At 69.2% G+C, this 16,431-nt stretch carries 12 protein-coding genes; 2 read left to right on the top strand and 10 right to left on the bottom strand.

The annotated features are described in order from the left end of the window. Positions 1 to 415: 415 nt before the first annotated feature. Positions 416 to 1,735, bottom strand: a complete 1,320-nt coding sequence (locus tag TSB10GB4_RS00390) for a ferric reductase-like transmembrane domain-containing protein (RefSeq protein ID WP_186394109.1) — start codon at positions 1,733 to 1,735, stop codon at positions 416 to 418. Between the two features lie 194 nt (positions 1,736 to 1,929). On the opposite strand from TSB10GB4_RS00390, the gene TSB10GB4_RS00395 reads away from it, so the two are divergent. After that, positions 1,930 to 3,288, top strand: a complete 1,359-nt coding sequence (locus tag TSB10GB4_RS00395) for an SH3 domain-containing protein (protein ID WP_186394110.1) — start codon at positions 1,930 to 1,932, stop codon at positions 3,286 to 3,288. A gap of 62 nt (positions 3,289 to 3,350) precedes the next feature. Here the strand turns inward: TSB10GB4_RS00395 and gph are convergent, their stop codons facing one another. The 9 genes from gph to TSB10GB4_RS00440 form a co-directional block, all read right to left on the bottom strand. After that, the gene (gene gph, locus TSB10GB4_RS00400) at positions 3,351 to 4,055 is read right to left on the bottom strand and encodes a phosphoglycolate phosphatase (protein ID WP_186394111.1); all 705 of its coding nucleotides are present in this window, start codon (positions 4,053 to 4,055) and stop codon (positions 3,351 to 3,353) included. Between the two features lie 188 nt (positions 4,056 to 4,243). Beyond that, complete coding sequence (locus tag TSB10GB4_RS00405) at positions 4,244 to 5,734, bottom strand: mannitol dehydrogenase family protein (protein ID WP_186394112.1); 1,491 nt, start codon at positions 5,732 to 5,734, stop codon at positions 4,244 to 4,246. Between the two features lie 93 nt (positions 5,735 to 5,827). Then, on the bottom strand, positions 5,828 to 6,601 hold the full coding sequence (locus TSB10GB4_RS00410) for an L-iditol 2-dehydrogenase (protein ID WP_186394113.1): 774 nt from the start codon (positions 6,599 to 6,601) through the stop codon (positions 5,828 to 5,830). After that, positions 6,598 to 7,599 (bottom strand): ABC transporter ATP-binding protein, encoded by a 1,002-nt coding sequence (locus tag TSB10GB4_RS00415; protein ID WP_186394114.1) that lies wholly within the window; start codon positions 7,597 to 7,599, stop codon positions 6,598 to 6,600. Before TSB10GB4_RS00415 ends, TSB10GB4_RS00410 begins: the two co-directional genes overlap by 4 nt. Positions 7,600 to 7,610: 11 nt before the next feature. Continuing rightward, positions 7,611 to 8,441, bottom strand: coding sequence for a carbohydrate ABC transporter permease (locus TSB10GB4_RS00420; RefSeq protein WP_186394115.1), 831 nt, complete (start codon positions 8,439 to 8,441; stop codon positions 7,611 to 7,613). A gap of 2 nt (positions 8,442 to 8,443) precedes the next feature. After that, positions 8,444 to 9,316: a carbohydrate ABC transporter permease gene (locus TSB10GB4_RS00425; protein ID WP_186394116.1), complete on the bottom strand. Its 873-nt coding sequence runs from the start codon at positions 9,314 to 9,316 to the stop codon at positions 8,444 to 8,446. Positions 9,317 to 9,402: 86 nt separating this feature from the next. Beyond that, positions 9,403 to 10,716 (bottom strand): sugar ABC transporter substrate-binding protein, encoded by a 1,314-nt coding sequence (locus tag TSB10GB4_RS00430; protein ID WP_186394117.1) that lies wholly within the window; start codon positions 10,714 to 10,716, stop codon positions 9,403 to 9,405. Between the two features lie 253 nt (positions 10,717 to 10,969). Continuing rightward, positions 10,970 to 11,926, bottom strand: a complete 957-nt coding sequence (locus TSB10GB4_RS00435; RefSeq protein WP_186394118.1) for a sugar-binding transcriptional regulator — start codon at positions 11,924 to 11,926, stop codon at positions 10,970 to 10,972. A 5-nt stretch (positions 11,927 to 11,931) separates the two neighbouring features. Continuing rightward, on the bottom strand, positions 11,932 to 12,675 hold the full coding sequence (locus TSB10GB4_RS00440; RefSeq protein ID WP_208984309.1) for an HAD family phosphatase: 744 nt from the start codon (positions 12,673 to 12,675) through the stop codon (positions 11,932 to 11,934). Positions 12,676 to 13,223: 548 nt separating this feature from the next. On the opposite strand from TSB10GB4_RS00440, the gene TSB10GB4_RS00445 reads away from it, so the two are divergent. After that, a complete protein-coding gene (locus tag TSB10GB4_RS00445; RefSeq protein ID WP_186394119.1) occupies positions 13,224 to 14,864 on the top strand; it encodes a BCCT family transporter in 1,641 nt (546 codons plus the stop codon). The last annotated feature ends 1,567 nt before the right edge of the window (positions 14,865 to 16,431 follow it).

Genomic DNA, 16,431 nt, shown 5'->3' on the forward strand with positions numbered 1-16,431 from the left:
CGGCAGGGACCCTGATGACGACGGGCGAAAGCCCAACCCCGGTCCGGTCGCCTGCCACTGGTCTCCCGGCGGTTCAGGCCGGGAGACCGCCCAAACTCTACCACCTCTTCAGACGAACAACCCCGGACGAGCATCGCGAGATCCGGTGCCCATTGGCTGCCAGAGCGGTTGCGGAGACGCGCCCGCGCGAACCCCATACAAAGAATGCCCTCCCGCGCCCTCCCCCTCCCGCGCCCTCCCGAGAAACCGGCGCGCAAGGGCGGGGTGAGCGGCGGCGCCATCCCCGCCGCGGGGCGCTCGCCTCTACCGCAGCGCGAAGGCGAGGATGCCGACGGCAAGCACCGCATTGAGCGCCCAGAACAGGGCGAGCCGGCGCAGGCGGGCGGTGCGCGGACGTGGTATCGAGGCGCGCGGCTCAGTCATGCTGGAACCTTTCGCTGATGATCCGCCCGGGCGCCACGCCGAGGCCGAGCAGCGCCGCCTCCACCGTCTCCATCATCGCCGGCGGGCCGCACAGCACATAGAGCCAGTCGCGGTGGCGGGGCTCGGCGAACAGGCGGGCGATCAGCGCCGCGTCGACCAGGCCGCGCTCGCCCTGCCAGTCGTCCGGCGGCTCGGAGAGCACCTGCACCACCTGCGTGCGGTGCTGCCGGCGCAGGCGCGCGAGATCCTCCGCGCAGGCGATCTGGCCGGCATGGCGGTTGCCATAGACCAGCACCGTCGGGCGCGGGTCGGCGTCGAGTTCCAACTGCCGCAGCAGCCCCAGCATCGGTGCGATGCCGACGCCGCCGGCGATGCAGGCGATGCCCGTGCCGCCGCGCCCCTCCAGCACCAGGTTGCCGTGCGGCCCGTCGACATAGGCCGTGGTGCCGAGCGGGATGCCGCTGAGCGTTGCGGTGAAGTCGCCGAGTTCCTTGATGACGAAGCGCAGATCCCGCCCCTCGCCCGGCGCCGAGGCGATGGAGAACGGGTTCTCGCGCAGCGAGACGGCCGGCGCGCCGATGCGGATCCAGGCGAACTGGCCGGCCTTGTAGGCGATGCCGTCATGTCCGCTCGGGCTCAGCACCACCTCCCAGGTCCGTTCGGCGAGCTTGCGCAGGCCCGTCACCCGCCACGGCCGGCGCAGCGCCAGCAGCGGCTTCACCGCATAGACATGCAGCAGCGACAGCGCCGCGATCGCGGTCAGCACCGCCCACAGGCCGGAGAGCAGCGGGTCGGCGCTGTAGCGGCCGGCGTGGCGGGCATGGATCAGCACCAGCAGCGCGATGACCAGCGCGCCGAGACCATGGGCGAGCCGCCAGGTCTCGTAGCGCCAGCCGATGCGGTCGCGGGCGATCGACAGCAGGACGAAGGCGGGCAGCAGCACGAAGGCCAGCACCCCGGTCACCAGCCCTTCGGCGGCGAAGGTCAGCGTCAACTGGCGGGTGGGGTCGAAGGGCAGCGGCCGGGCGAAGGGCAGCGTGTAGAGGAAGGGATGCAGCAGGGCCAGCGCCAGCGCCGTGCGGGCGAAAAGCTGGTGAAAGCGCATGGTGACGTCGAGCCCGACGCGCCCGGAAATGCTGCGAAAGCGGCCCGACAGCACGAATTCGACCAGGAGGATGGCGAAGGCGACCATCGCCATGGCGCTGGCGATCTCGTCCATCACCGGGCGCGGCGGCCGCCCGCTGGCGGCGGCCAGGGCCAGCGGCGCCAGCGCCAGCACCACATAGGCCAGGATCAGCACAAAGGCGGGCATCGCGGCTCCCTCGGACGGCTCCCTCTCCGACGTGTCGATGATAGAGGTCCGGCGCCGCCGGGCAATGCGCGAAAACCGCTATCGCCGGCATTTCGCCGTGAAACTTGAAATCCGCGCCAACACCTCGACACAATGCGGCGCAATCACTGCTGGCAACGCCGCCCGCCGGCGGATTCGTTCAGGAGATGTGACGCATGCCGCTTTTCCGTTCCCTTGCCACGGCTGCGCTTGTGGTCGAGATTGCTCTTGCCGCTCCGATGGCCTTTGCCCCGGCGGCCTCCGCCATGGAGATGCGGACGGAGCTGATCGAGATCCCGCGCGGCGAGCCCGGCACTCAGGTCTCCGGCATGGTCACCGGGGCGGAGTTCATCGAATACCTGCTGCCGGTGCTGGCCGGGCAGGAGGTCAGCATCGCCCTGTCCTCCTCCAGCCGCGCGCTGCACATGGGCATCGCCGAGCCGGGCGGTCGGCGCGAGATCTTCGACGGTGCCCGGCAGGGGGCGAAGTATAACGGCCGCGCCGACCAGGCCGGCGACTATCGCATCCGCGTGCGGCTTGCCGTCGACGGCGTCGCGCGCAACGAGCGGGCGCGCTTCGTGCTCACCGTCGCCTCCACCCGGCCAAGCGCGACCCGCCCGCAGCCACAGCAGCCCGGACGAGAGCCAGGCCGGGAGCCGGGCCGCAATCCGGGAGAGCCGGAATTCTGGCAGGTCAGCGGCGTCGGCGCCCGCGACACGCTCAACATCCGCAGCGGCCCCAACACCGGCAATCCGGTGGTCGCGCGCGTCGCCGAGGGCGAGGTGCTGCGCAATCTCGGCTGCTACGCGATCAGCGGCCAGCGCTGGTGCCAGGTCGAGCGGGTGAACGGGCGTGATGGCGGCTGGGCCTCGGCCACCTATCTGCGCGAGGCCAGCCTTCGCCCCGGTCGTCCCGGCGACGACCGTCCCGGCCGGCCGACCAGCCCGACCAGCCCGACCATCGTCATGGAAGACGGCGGCCCGGACTTCTGGCAGGTGACGGGCATCGGCGGGCGCGACTATCTCAACGTGCGCAGCGGACCGGGCACCGGCCACCCGATCGTCGCGCGCCTGTCGGATGGTGATGTGCTGCGCAATCTCGGCTGCGGCCGGCTGGCGGGCGAGCGCTGGTGCCGCATCGAGCGGCGCAATGGCGAGGACAATGGCTGGGTCGTCGGCAGCTTCCTGCGCGAGGCGAGCGGGCGGCCGGCGCCGCCGATCGCCGACCGCCCGACGCGCCCCGATATCGGCGGTCCCGACATCGGCCGGCCGGGCCGGCCGGAGCGCCAGAGCTATTTCGAAGTGACCGGCCTCAGCGCCAACGGGTTGCTCAACGTGCGCGGCGGTCCCAGCACCCAGTTCCCGGTGCTCGGCCGCGTCGCCAACGGCGACGTGCTGGTCGACCGGGGCTGCCGCGCCGTCGGCGGCCAGACCTGGTGCCGGATCGAGCTGATGAACGGCGAGGACAGCGGTTGGGTCTCGGCCACCTATGTGCGCCAGACGCGGCTGCGGACGGGGCGGAGCCGCTGGCGGTAACAAACGGCTGGCGGATCACCGCCAGCCGGCACGGAATGAAAGACGACCTCGGCGCCCGGGCCTTACGCCTGGGCGTCGGCCGTTTCGGCGAGGTGCTTCAGCGCGCCGAAGAGATCCGACAGGCTATCGATGACGAGGTCGGCGCCGAGGTCTTCCGCCGCAACGCCGCCATAGCCGCCGCGCACCAGCACCACCTTCATGCCGGCGGCCCGCGCGCTGGCGACATCGGCGCCGCTGTCGCCCACCATCACCGTCGTCGCCGGCACCGCCCCGAGCTGGGCCGCCGCATGCAGCAGCATGTCCGGCTCCGGCTTGCGCGTCGCGCAGGTGTCGCCGCCGACCACCACCGGCACCACGGCGTCCAAGCCGAAATGCGCCAGGATCGTGCGGGAAAAACCCTCCGGCTTGTTGGTGACGACGGCAAGGCCGAGCCCGGACGCCGCGCCCTCCGCCAGCACCTCCTTCGCGCCGGGCAGCAGCGACGTGCGCCCCGTCAGGTTGTCGCCGTAGAAGTCCATCATCCGCGCCACCAGCATCGCCAGCGCCTCAGCGTCCAGCGTCCGGCCGCGCGCGGCCAGCGCCCGCTCCACCAGCTTGGGGATGCCGTGGCCGATCATCCGGCGCACCTCGTCGACCTCCAGCGCCGCGTGGCCCTCGCTGTCCAGCAGCAGGTTGGTCGCCGCCGCGATGTCGGGAACGCTGTCGACCAGCGTGCCGTCGAGATCGAAAAGCAGGGCCTTCAGCCCCGAAACGTCCTGAATGCCCAAGGCACCCCTCCCTTGCCGGTTTATTCGAGGCGCAGAGACAAGCACGAACCGGCGGCGGGGTCGAGTGCCCCACCTGTCGCACCACGGGAAATGCCCGGAAAACCGCGCCGGAACCGCGGCAAGGCACGGACGGCGCGGCGGAGGGAGGTGCCCCGCCGCGCCGCCGGTTCGGGCGGATGCCGTGCGTCTCAGTCCCCTGCCCCGCCCGCCTCGACATAGCGGGAAAGCACGGGTCGCACGCCCTCCGCCCACAGCGCGCCGAGGTCGCGCGCAAAGGCATCGGCAAAGGGCCGCTCGCGGCCGAGATCGCCGAAGACCGGCGTGAACTCGAGGAAGACCTGCGGCGTCTCGCGCGCTTCCAGCGCCCGCCGGGTCAGTTCGGCGGCGCGCTCGTCGGCGATCTCGATGGGACTGCCGTCCTGCGCCATCCCGGCGCACGTGCGGCACCACAGCGCCACTTCCAGCGCCAGGCCGGACAGGTCGGCCCCCGCCGCCAGCCGGTCCCGCACCACCGGCAGGATGAATTTCGGCTGCCGGTTCGAGCCGTCGAGGCACAGGCGCGGGATCGTATCGCCGACTTCAGGGTTGGAGAACCGCGCGGCGACCAACTCGAAATAGGCGGCGAAGTCGACGCCCGCGATCGGCGGCACCGTCGGGATGATCTCCGCATGAGCGAGCTTTCTCAGGAAGCCGGCGATCAGCGGATCGGCCATCGCGTCATGGACGAAGTGGTAGCCGAGCAGCGCCGACGGATAGGCAATCGCCGCATGGCCGCCATTGAGGATCCGCAGCTTCATCAGCTCGTAGGGCGCGACATCCTCGACGAACTCGACGCCCACCTCCTCCAGCCGCGGCCGGCCGGCGGAAAAGCGATCCTCCATCACCCATTGGCGGAACGGCTCGCAAGCGACGGGCGCCGCATCCTCGATGCCGAAGCGCTCGCGCAGCAGGGCCATCTCGCGCTCCGAGGTCGCCGGGGTGATGCAGTCGACCATGCTGCTCGGGAAGGCGACGGTCTCAGCCACCCAGTCGGCAAGCTCCGCATCGCTCATCCGGGCAAGGCCGAGCAGGGTGGCGCGGGCGACACGGCCGTTCTCCGGCAGGTTGTCGCAGGACATGACGGTGAAGGGCACGGTGCAGGCGGCCCGGCGGCGGCGCAGCGCCTTCAGCAGGATGCCGAACACCGTCGCCGGCGCGTCCGGGTTTGCCGCATCAGTGACCATCTCCGGATGGGTGGCATCGAAACCGCCGGTGGTCGCGTCGACATAATAGCCGCCTTCCGTGATCGTCAGCGAGACGATGCGGATTTCGGGCCGCTCCAGCACGGCGACGATGGCGGCCGAGTCCACTTCCGCGAAGTCGATCATCGCGCCGGTGACGCGCGCCGTCAGCCCGCCGGGGTCGAGCTCGACCACGGTGGAGAGCCAGTCCTGGCGCTGCAGCCGCGCGCGCATCGCCGCGTCATGCGGTTTGACGCCGGCGCCGATCACCGCGAAGTCGTGGTCGAGGCCGCGGTTGAACAGGCGGTCGAGATAGACGATCTGATGCGCCCGGTGGAAGTTGCCGACGCCCAAGTGCACGATGCCGGCCGAAAGGTCTTCGCGGGCATAGGCCGGCACATCCGCTCCGGCAATCCGGGACAGGGTCGATAGGGACAGGCTGCTGGTCGCTTCAGTCACGGGGGCCTCAGGGTCATGCTCTCTGGTGCCGGCGCGCGGGAGGGCGCGCGGCGATGCTCGTTCGCTCATCGATCTCGTCATCCGTTTGCCGGCTCAGCTCATCCAGTTGCCGCCATCGACGTTGTAGGTCTGCGCCACGACGTAGTCGCTCTCCGGCCCGGCGAGGAAGATCGCCATGCCGGTCAGGTCCTCCGCCGTTCCCATCCGCCCGAAGGGCACGGCCGCGCCGACCAGGCGCTTCTTCTCGCCCTGCGCCCGGCCCTCGTATTTGGCGAAAAGCGCGTCGACCCCGTCCCAGTGCTCGCCGTCGACGACGCCGGGCGCGATGGCATTGACGTTGATGCGGTGGCGGATCAGGTCGAGCCCCGCCGACTGGGTCAGGCTGATCACCGCCGCCTTGGTGGCGCAGTAGACGGCGACCAAGGGCTCGCCGCGCCGCCCGGCCTGGCTCGCCATGTTGATGATCTTGCCGCCGCGCCCACGCGCGATCATCGCCCGCGCCACCGCCTGCATGGTGAACAGGCAGCCGGCCACATTGACCGAGATCAGCCGGTCGAAGCTCTCGCGGGTGATCTCGACGATCGGCGCCAGGTCGAACAGCGCGGCGTTGTTGACCAGGATGTCGATGCCGCCGAGCGCCGCGTCGACTTCCGCCACCGCGCGCGCGATGGAGGCCTGGTCGGCGACGTCGAGATGCACGGCCATCGCGCCGTTGCCGATCGCCTCGGCCGCCTGCCGCGCGCCGTCGAGGTTGATGTCGGCGATGGCGACCCTGGCGCCCTCGCGGGCATAGGCTTCGCCAAAGGCGCGGCCGATGCCGCGCGCCGCGCCGGTGATCAGGGCGCTGCGTCCTTCCAGCCGTCTCATCGCAGCGCCAGCCCGTTGGCGTCGAAGCGGTGCAGGTGTTCGGGAAGCGGCGCGAGCGCCACCTCGTCACCGTGGCGCCAGGCCGCCTCGCCGGCCACCCGTACGGTCAGCGGGTCCTGCCCGTCCACATGCACATGCAGGAACGTGTCGGAGCCCAGATGCTCGGCAACGCCGACCCGGCCGCGCCAGAGCCCGCCGCTCTCGGTGATCGCGAGGTGCTCGGGGCGGATGCCGATCGTGTGGGCGCCGTGTTCGGCGGCCGCCGCGCCGGTGATCACGTTCATCTTCGGCGAGCCGATGAAGCAGGCGACGAAGAGATTGGCCGGGTTGCGGTAGAGCTCCAGCGGCGAACCGACCTGCTCGATATGGCCGGCCCGCAGCACCACGATCTTGTCGGCCATGGTCATCGCCTCGACCTGGTCGTGGGTGACATAGATCATCGTCGTCTTCAGCGACTGGTGCAGTTCGGAGATTTCCAGCCGCATGTTGACGCGCAGGGCCGCGTCGAGGTTGGACAGCGGCTCGTCGAACAAGAAGGCCTCGGGCTCGCGGACGATGGCGCGGCCGATGGCGACGCGCTGGCGCTGGCCGCCGGAAAGCTGCCCCGGCCGCCGGTCGAGATAGTCGGTGAGGTTCAGCGTCTTCGCCGCCGCCAGCACCCGCCGCTCCTGCTCGGCCGGGTCCATCTTCGCCATCTTCAGCGGGAAGGCGATGTTCTTGCGCACGCTCATATGCGGATAGAGCGCGTAGGACTGGAACACCATCGCGAGCCGTCGCCGCGCCGGCGGCAGGTCGGTCGCGGGCTTACCGTCGATGATGATCTCGCCGGACGTGACGTCTTCCAGCCCGGCGATCAGCCGCAAGAGGGTCGACTTGCCGCAGCCGGAGGGCCCGACGAAGACGACGAACTCGCCGTCCTCGATCTGAAGGTCCAGCGGCGGGATCACCGCCACGTCGCCGAAGCTCTTGGTCACCTTGGAAAGGGTAATCCTGCCCATCGTTCGGGTCCTTACTTGACTGCGCCGAAGGTGAGGCCGCGCACCAACTGCTTCTGGCTGAACCAGCCGAGGATCAGGATCGGCGCGATGGCGAGCGTCGAGGCGGCGGACAGCTTGGCGTAGAACAGCCCTTCCGGGCTCGAATAGCTGGCGATGAAGGCGGTCAGGGGCGCGGCCTTCGCCGCCGTCAGGTTCAGCGTCCAGAAGGCCTCGTTCCACGCCAGGATGATGTTGAGCAGCAGCGTCGAGGCGATGCCCGGCACCGCCATCGGCGTCAGCACATGCACCACCTCGTCCCACAAGGAGGCCCCGTCCATGCGCGCCGCCTCCAGGATCTCGCCGGGGATCTCCTTGAAATAGGTGAACAGCATCCAGACGATGATCGGCAGGTTGATCAGGGTCAGCACCACGATCAGGCCGATGCGGGTGTCGAGCAGGCCGAAGTCGCGGAAGATCAGGTAGATCGGCACCAAGACGCCGACCGGCGGCAGCATCTTGGTGGAGAGCATCCACATCAAGATGTCCTTGGTGCGCCTCGCCGGCACGAAGGCCATCGACCAGGCGGCGGGAATGGCGATCAGGAGGCCGAGCAGGGTCGAGCCCAGCGAGATCACCACCGAATTCATGAAATGCAGGAAGTAGTCGGAGCGCGCGTTGACCTCGACATAGTTTTCCAGCGTCCAGCGGAAGGCGAACAGAGAGGGCGGCGAGGCGATGGCCTCCGCCTCGGTCTTGAAGCTGGTCAGGATCGTCCAGAGGATCGGGAAGAAGATCGCGAGCCCCACGCTCCAGGCGATGGCGGTCACGACGATCTTGCGGGTGCCGGTGGCTCGACGCGCCATGGTCAGGCCTCCAGGTTCTTGCCGATCATCCGCATCAGGAAGATCGCGACGATGTTGGCGAGGATCACGGCGACAATGCCGCCGGCGGAGCCGCCGCCCACGTCGAACTGCAGCAGCGACTGGGCGTAGACGAGATAGGTGATGTTGGTCGAGGCGTAGCCCGGCCCGCCATTGGTGGTCACCAGGATCTCGGCGAAGACCGACAGCAGGAAGATGGTCTGGATCAGGATCACCACGGTGATCGCCCGCGACATGTGCGGCAGCACGATGAAGCGGAAGCGGTCGAGCGCGCTCGCCCCGTCCATTTCCGCCGCCTCAAGCTGCTCCTTGTCGAGCGACTGCAGCGCGGTCAGCAGGATCAATGTCGCGAAGGGCAGCCACTGCCAGGCGACGATCAGGATGATCGAGGCGAGCGGAGCATGGGCGAGAAAGTCGAAGGGCGGCAGCCCCAGCGCCTTGGCCAGATGCGCGAAGAGCCCGTTGACCGGGTTCATGAACATGTTCTTCCACACCAAGGCGGAGACGGTCGGCATGACGAAGAACGGCGCGATCACCAGCACCCGGACGATCCCCTGCCCCCACATCGGCTGGTCGAGCAGCAGGGCAAGGCCAACGCCGCCGACGATGGTGATGACCAGCACCCCGCCGACCAGCAGCAAGGTGTTGACCAGCGCCTCGGTGAAGGCGGGATCGGAGAGGAAGAACTCGTAATTGCCGAAGCCGATGAACTCCTCCATCCCCGGCATCAAGAGGTTGTAGCTGAGGAAGGAGAAGTAGACCGTCATCGACAGCGGGATGATCATCCAGCCGAGCAGCAGGATCACGGCCGGCGAGATCATCACGCGCGCGGCGGCACGCGAATGGGCGGTAGCCATCGGTTCAGCCCCGGGTCAGGTGGTCGGGTCTTGGGAAAGGCGGACCGGCCCGCATGCGCGCGCCGGTCCTCGTCCTTGGCGCAGGCTTACTTGATGTAGCCGGCCCGGCGCATGGTGCGCTCGGTCGCCTGCTGGGCGTTCTGCAGCGCCTGTTCGGCCGAGACCGATCCGGCAAGGGCGGCGGCGAACTGCTGGCCGACGGCCGTGCCGATGCCCTGGAACTCGGGGATCGCGACGAACTGCACGCCGACATACGGCACCTCGTCGACGGTCGGCTGCTGCGGGTCGGCGGCGTTGATGCTGTCCAGCGTCATCTTGGCGAAGGGCGCGGCCTCCAGGTAGTTCGCGTTCTCATAGAGCGAGGTGCGGGTGCCCGGCGGCACGTTGGCCCAGCCTTCCTTGGAGGCGACCAGTTCCAGATAGTCCTTGGAGGTCGCCCAGCCGATGAAGGTCTTGGCCGCCTCGGTCTTCTGCGAGCCTGCCGGAATCGCCAGGTTCCAGGCCCACAGCCAGTTGCCGCGCTTGCCGAGCCCGTTGTCGGGGGCGAGCGCGAAGCCGACCTGCTCGGCGACCTGGCTGTCGTTCGGATTGGTCACGAAGGACGCGGCGACGGTGGCGTCGATCCACATGCCGCACTTGCCGGTCTGGAACAGCGCCAGGTTCTCGTTGAAGCCGTTGCTGGAGGCGCCCGGAGGCCCGTAATTGTTCATCAGCTCCAGATAGTCGGCGAGCGTCGCCTTCCAGGCCTCGCTGTCGAATTGCGGCTTCCAGTCCATGTCGAACCAGCGCGCGCCGTAGGAATTGGCCATGGCGCTGAGGAAGGCCATGTTCTCGCCCCAGCCGGCCTTGCCGCGCAGGCAGATGCCGTAGACCTCATTGCCCTTGTCGGTCATCGCCGCGGCGGCCTGCTTGATGAAGTCCCAGGTCGGGGCGTCCGGCATGGTCAGCCCGGCCTTCTCCATCAGGTCCTGGCGATACATCACCATCGAGCTCTCGCCGTAGAACGGCGCGGCATAGAGGTTGCCGTCGACGGTCAGGCCGCCGCGGATCGCCGGCAGCAGGTCGTCGACATCGTAATCGGCGCCGAGATCGTCGAGCGCGACCAGCCAGCCCTGCTTTGCCCAGATCGGCGCCTCATAGGTGCCGATGGTCATCACGTCGTACTGGCCGCCCTTGGTGGCGATGTCGGTGGTGACGCGCTGGCGCAGCACGTTCTCCTCCAGCACCACCCATTCCAGCTCGATGCCCGGATGCTTGGCGGCGAAATCGTCCGTCAGCCGCTGCATCCGGATCATGTCGCCATTGTTGACCGTGGCGATGGTCAGCTTCTCGGCCAGCGCCGGCGAGACGGCGAGCGAAATGGCCGTCGCGCCCAGCAGGGCGCGGATGAATGTGGTCATGAACTCCTCCCAGATGCCTCATGGGCATTTGCTATGATTGCGGGCAAATACTCACAAAATGGGCAGGAGCCGTCAAGCAGGCGCGGCGCTTCCCGCGCCAACTTTCGTTGCTGCGCCGCAAAAAATCTTTATTTCACAGGATGTTGAAATCCGCTTCCGCGGCGGCACAGGATGCGCGCGAAGCCCTTCGCGCGCTGCAACCGCGGCCGAGCAGGCTTCGGATCTGTCAGGGAGAGACGGGCGGGCGGTGCCGTCAGCGCACCAGCAGGCGCTCGGCGGTCAGTTCGTTGGTGATCAGCCCGTTCAGCAATTCGCCGCGCAGCGCGCCGAGGATCGCCTCGACCTTGGCCTCGCCGGCGGCGATGCCGATCACCGGCTTGTCGCGCGCCTTGCCGAGCGGGGCGCTGGCGACGAGATCGTTGGTCAGGCCCTCGATCAGCGCGCCGCCCCGGTCATAGACCCAACTGGTGATCTCGCCGACGGCGCCGGCCGCCGTCAGCGCCGCCATCTCGTCGCGGCTGATGAAGCCGTCGACGAAGAGCGGCGCGCTCTCGCCCATATTGCCGACGCCGACAAAGGTCACGTCCGCGTCCTTGACCAGTTCCAGGATGTTGTGCACCGGCTCCTGGTTGTGCAGCAGCGCCCGCTCGGCTCTCGATCGGGCGAAGACCGGCAGCGGCATCGGATAGTGGCGGGCGTTGACCCGGTCGGCCATGCGGATGATGACGTTATAGGCCGAGGCCGAGCCGTCCGACATCATGTTGCCGAGCAGCGAGACCACCTTGTGCTGCGGGCAGTCCATGGTCGGCAACTGGTCGACCGAGGCGCGCAGCGCCCGGCCGGTGCCGAAGGCGATGATCTTCGGCGCGCTCGACTTCAGGTGCCGCTCCATCTCCGCCGCCGCCGCCTGGGCGATGCCGACGATGGAGGCGGGCGTTGCCGGATCGCTCGGCACCACCTCGCAGATGCGCAGGGCGAAGCGGTCGGCGAGATTGGCGGCCAGTTCCATGCAGCGGGCGATCGGGTGGTCGAGCCGCACCTTGATCAGCCGCTCGCTCACCGCCAGCGAGACGAGGCGCTGCGCCGACTGGCGCGAGACGCCGAGCTTGCGGGCGATCTCGTCCTGGGTGTTGCCGGCGACATAGTAGAGCCAGCCGGCCCGCGCCGCCTCGTCGAGGCGGCTGACATCCGCATCGCCCTTGCCCGCCATTCGCCTCAGCTCCCCTGCCCGGCCGGCTGCGGCGCCGTTGCCCGCCTGAGCGCCGGCGCCATCTCGAAAAACGCGCTCCACCGGTCGAACACCGGCAGCGGCGGCTCGCCGGGCGCGGCATCGCCTGCGTCCAGATGGCTGCCGCCGACGAAGTGCCACACCGCCATCCTGGCCGCGCGCGCCGCCTCCAGCCCCGGCAGGCTGTCCTCGATGACGAGGCAGCGCTCGGGCGCGACGCCGCACTCGGCCGCCGCATGCAGGAAGAGATCCGGCGCCGGCTTGCCGCGCGCCACCTGCGAGGCGGTGAACACGGCCTCGCCGAAATAGCGGTCGAGCCCGGCGAGCTGCAGCGAGCGGCGCGCCCGCGGCGGGCTGCTGCTGGTGGCGACGCAGGCGGCGACCGCCAGCCGGTCGAGCACCTCGACCACGCCGGCGACCGGCTTCAGCTCCGCTTCGAAGGCGAGAAGCAGCCGCTCCCGATAGTCGCTCTCGAAGCTCTCCGGCAGGGCGACACGGAAGTCGTCGCGGATGCTCTGGGCAACGCGCGGAAAGCTGCGGCCGAGGAAATGCGCCTTGAAATAGGCGTGGTCGACGGCAACGCCGGCCTCCTTGAGCGCGGCCAGCAGCACCCGCTCGCTGATCGGTTCGCTGTCGACCAGCACGCCGTCGCAGTCGAAGATGACGAGAGCGATGTCGCGCCCGGCAAGCGGGTCGCGGACGCGGGGCGTGGAAGTGTCGATCGTCTGCACGCGGTGCTGCGTCCCGTTTCGCGGCCGCACCCGCGCGGCCCCCTGTCCGTTCTTCCTGACGATGCCGGGGCGGCCAAGTCAAGAGCCGGCGGCCCGGCGGGCGCGTCAAACGAATCCAAAATACACGGATAACAACTTGAAATACATTGCTATTTGCGCGTTCGCCGCAAATATGCCACATTGTCGCCCGTCGACCGGACATGCGCTGCATGCTCGGTTCCGTCCTTCGGGGCAAGGCGAGGTCCGGATGGATCCGGATCGTCCAGCCCCTTTCGTTCGCCCGGATCGTCCGGGCGGCTGCTTCGCAGCCCCGCATGCCGGCCGCGGCCGGATCCGTGGTCCCCTGCCGGACGCGCGGTTCTGTGCGGATGCGAGCCAGGCCTGTGTGCGATGTCGCCGGCAAGCCGGATCAGGTCGCACCGGACACCCCTTGGTGTGGTCGCTCGCAGATACAATCCGAACGGGTCGCAAGGCCCGCAAGACGTCAGGCATGTCCGGCAAGCGGCTTCCGTCGCGGATCGGCCGTGCCGCAACGACAGGAACACACCATGACCGACCAGACAGGCGCCACCGGCATTCCCGAACCGGAAGGCGCATCCGACATCATCGACACCGATTTCGAGATCGGCCAGGACAATCTGGAAGGCCAGCTCGGGCCCTTCGGCTTCGACATCCACAATCCGGTCTTCGTGATTTCCGGCCTGTCCGTCGTCGCTTTCGTCGTCTATGCGCTTGCCGCGCCCGAGCAGGCGGCCTCGTTCTTCGGCTGGCTGCGGCCGGCGCTGACCAGCACCTTCGACTGGTTCTTCCTGAGCGCGGCCAATGTCTTCGTGCTGTTCTGCCTGTTCCTGATCGTCAGCCCCTGGGGCAGCGTCCGGCTCGGCGGCAAGGAAGCCAGCCCCGATTACAGCTATGCCGGCTGGTTCGCGATGCTGTTCGCCGCCGGCATGGGCATCGGCCTGATGTTCTTCGGCGTGCTCGAGCCGGTCTACCACATGGCCATCTCGTCGCCGCTCGGCGTGCCCTCGCCGTTTGCGGCCGACGGCTCGATCATCCCGGAGAACGTCGAGGCGGCCAAGCAGATGGGCCTTGCCGCGACCATCTATCACTGGGGCCTGCACCCCTGGGCGATCTACGCCGTTGTGGCGCTGGCGCTGGCGCTGTTCAGCTTCAACAAGGGCCTGCCGCTGTCGATCCGCTCAGCCTTCTATCCGATCTTCGGCGAGCGGGTCTGGGGCTGGACCGGCCATGTCATCGACACGCTGGCGGTCTTCGCGACGCTGTTCGGCCTTGCCACCTCGCTCGGCCTCGGCGCCCAGCAGGCCAATGCCGGCCTGGAGCACGTCTACGGCATCCCCAACACACTCACCGTGCAGGTGATCCTGATCATCGCCATCACCTCGATCGCGCTGGTCTCGGTGCTGCGCGGGCTCGATGGCGGCGTCAAGGTCCTGTCGGAGATCAACATGGTGATCGCCGCCGCGCTGCTGCTGTTCGTGCTGCTGGCCGGCCCGACGCTCGCGATCCTTGGCGACTTTGTCACCGGCCTCCTTGCCTATGGCGCCGATCTCGGCGGCCTGTCGAACCCGATCGGCCGCACCGACGACGACTACCGCCAGGGCTGGACGGCCTTCTACTGGGCCTGGTGGATCTCCTGGTCGCCCTTTGTCGGCATGTTCATCGCCCGGGTCAGCCGCGGCCGCACGGTGCGCGAGTTCATCACCTGCGTGCTGCTGATCCCCTCGCTGGTCTGCGTGCTGTGGATGGCGGTGTTCGGCGGCGTCGCCATCGACCAGGTCCTCTCCGACCCGGCGACCAGCGCGGTCAAGGCCAACGTGATCGACAGCTACAGCCCGGAACTGTCGCTCTTCGCGATGCTCGAGGGCCTGCCGCTCGCCTCCATCACCTCGACCATCGGCATCGTGCTGGTCATCGTGTTCTTCGTCACCTCGTCCGATTCGGGCTCGCTGGTGATCGACACGATCACCGCCGGCGGCAAGGTCGACGCGCCGGTGCCGCAGCGGGTGTTCTGGTGCACCTTCGAGGGGCTGGTGGCCATCGTGCTGCTGATCGGCGGCGGGCTCGGCGCCCTGCAGGCCATGGTCATCTCCACCGGCCTGCCCTTCACGCTCGTCCTGCTCCTGATGTGCGTGGCGATCTTCAAGGGTCTGCAGACCGAGGAGCGGTGACGCCCGTCGTCCCGGTCCCGGCTCGGCGCTCGCGCCGTCCGGGAAGACGCAAGGAGGGGTCTGCGCCACAAACACCCGCTGCGGGCACCAATGGTTCCCGGATCTTCGGCCTTCGGCCTCGTCCGGGACGACATGCTGAGAGGGGGCACGGCCTCGCGCTCCTCTGCTGCTGCGCGCGGGCGCTTGGGATGGGCGGGGCCCCCGCCCCATCCACAGGCCGTCACACCGGGCAAGGCGAAGCCGCGACCCGGTGCCCATTGGCTGCCAGAGCGGTGGCGAGAACGCACCCGCGCGCCCCACTCTCCGGCTGTCGTCCCGGTCTCAGTGAAGCCGAAGACCGAGATCCAGTAACCCCAGGTCGCACCGCTCAAGCCTCGGCGCTGCCGTGAGCGAGGCTCGCCGAGGCTGGGGTTGCCGCCGTCACGCCACCACCAGCCCGGCGGATACTGGATACCTGCCTTCGCAGGTATGACAGCCGTGAGTGGGATGAGCGCCTTCCATCTCATGCCTGCCGATCGGCCACTCCTATCCCGCGCTCCGTTTTCTCCAGCGTCATCCCACACGCAGCCCCCTCCGGCGTCATCCCGCACGCAGCGCAGCGCAGATGCGGGATCGGAGAGCCGAGGGCCTCGCGGCAACGCTCCCGGCCATCCCCACGACCGCCGGGGCTCCCCGGTCCCGGCTCGGCGCTCGCGCGCCGTCCGGGAAGACGCAAGGAGGGGCATCCTGCTTCACACCTGCCGAGGGTGCCAATGGATCCCGGATCTTCGGCCTTCGGCCTCGTCCGGGACGACATCCTGAGAGGGAGCACGGCCTCGCGCTCCTCCGCTGCTGCGCGCGGGCGCTTGGGATGGGCGGGGCCCCCGCCCCACCCTCTGCCGTCACACCGGGCAAGGCGAAGCCGCGACCCGGTGCCCATTGGCTGCCAGAGCAGCAGTGAGAACACGCCCGCGCGCCCCACTCTCCGGCTGTCATCCCGGTCCAGCGCAGCGCAGAACCGGGACCCAGTAACCCCAGGTCGCACGGCTCAAGCCTCGGCGCTGCCGCGAGCGAACCTCGCCGAGACTGGAGCTCCGCCGTCGCACCACCACCAGCCCGGCGGATACTGGATACCTGCCTTCGCAGGCATGACAGCCGTGAGTGGGATGAGCGCCTTCCATCTCATGCCTGCCGATCGGCCACTCCTGTCCCGCGCTCCGTTTTCTCCAGCGTCATCCCACACGCAGCCCCCTCCGGCGTCATCCCGCACGCAGCGAAGCGCAGATGCGGGATCGGAGAGCCGAGGGCCTCGCGGCAACGCTCCCGAAGGACGCCGCAACCGCCGGGGCTCCCCGGTCCCGGCTCGGCGCTCGCGCGCCGTCCGGGAAGACGCAAGGAGGGGTCTGCGCCACAAACACCCGCTCCGGGAACGAATGGACCCCGGCGCGCGCTTGCGCGCGGCCGGGGTTGTTCGTCTGAAGAGGTGGTAGAGTTTGGGCGGTCTCCCGGCCTGAACCGCCGGGAGACCAGTGGCAGGCGACCGGACCGGGGTTGGGCTTTCGCCCGTCGTCATCAGGGTCCCTGCCGC

It is taken from the genome of Stappia sp. TSB10GB4 (genome assembly GCF_900185745.1).
Taxonomy (GTDB): Bacteria; Pseudomonadota; Alphaproteobacteria; order Rhizobiales; family Stappiaceae; genus Stappia.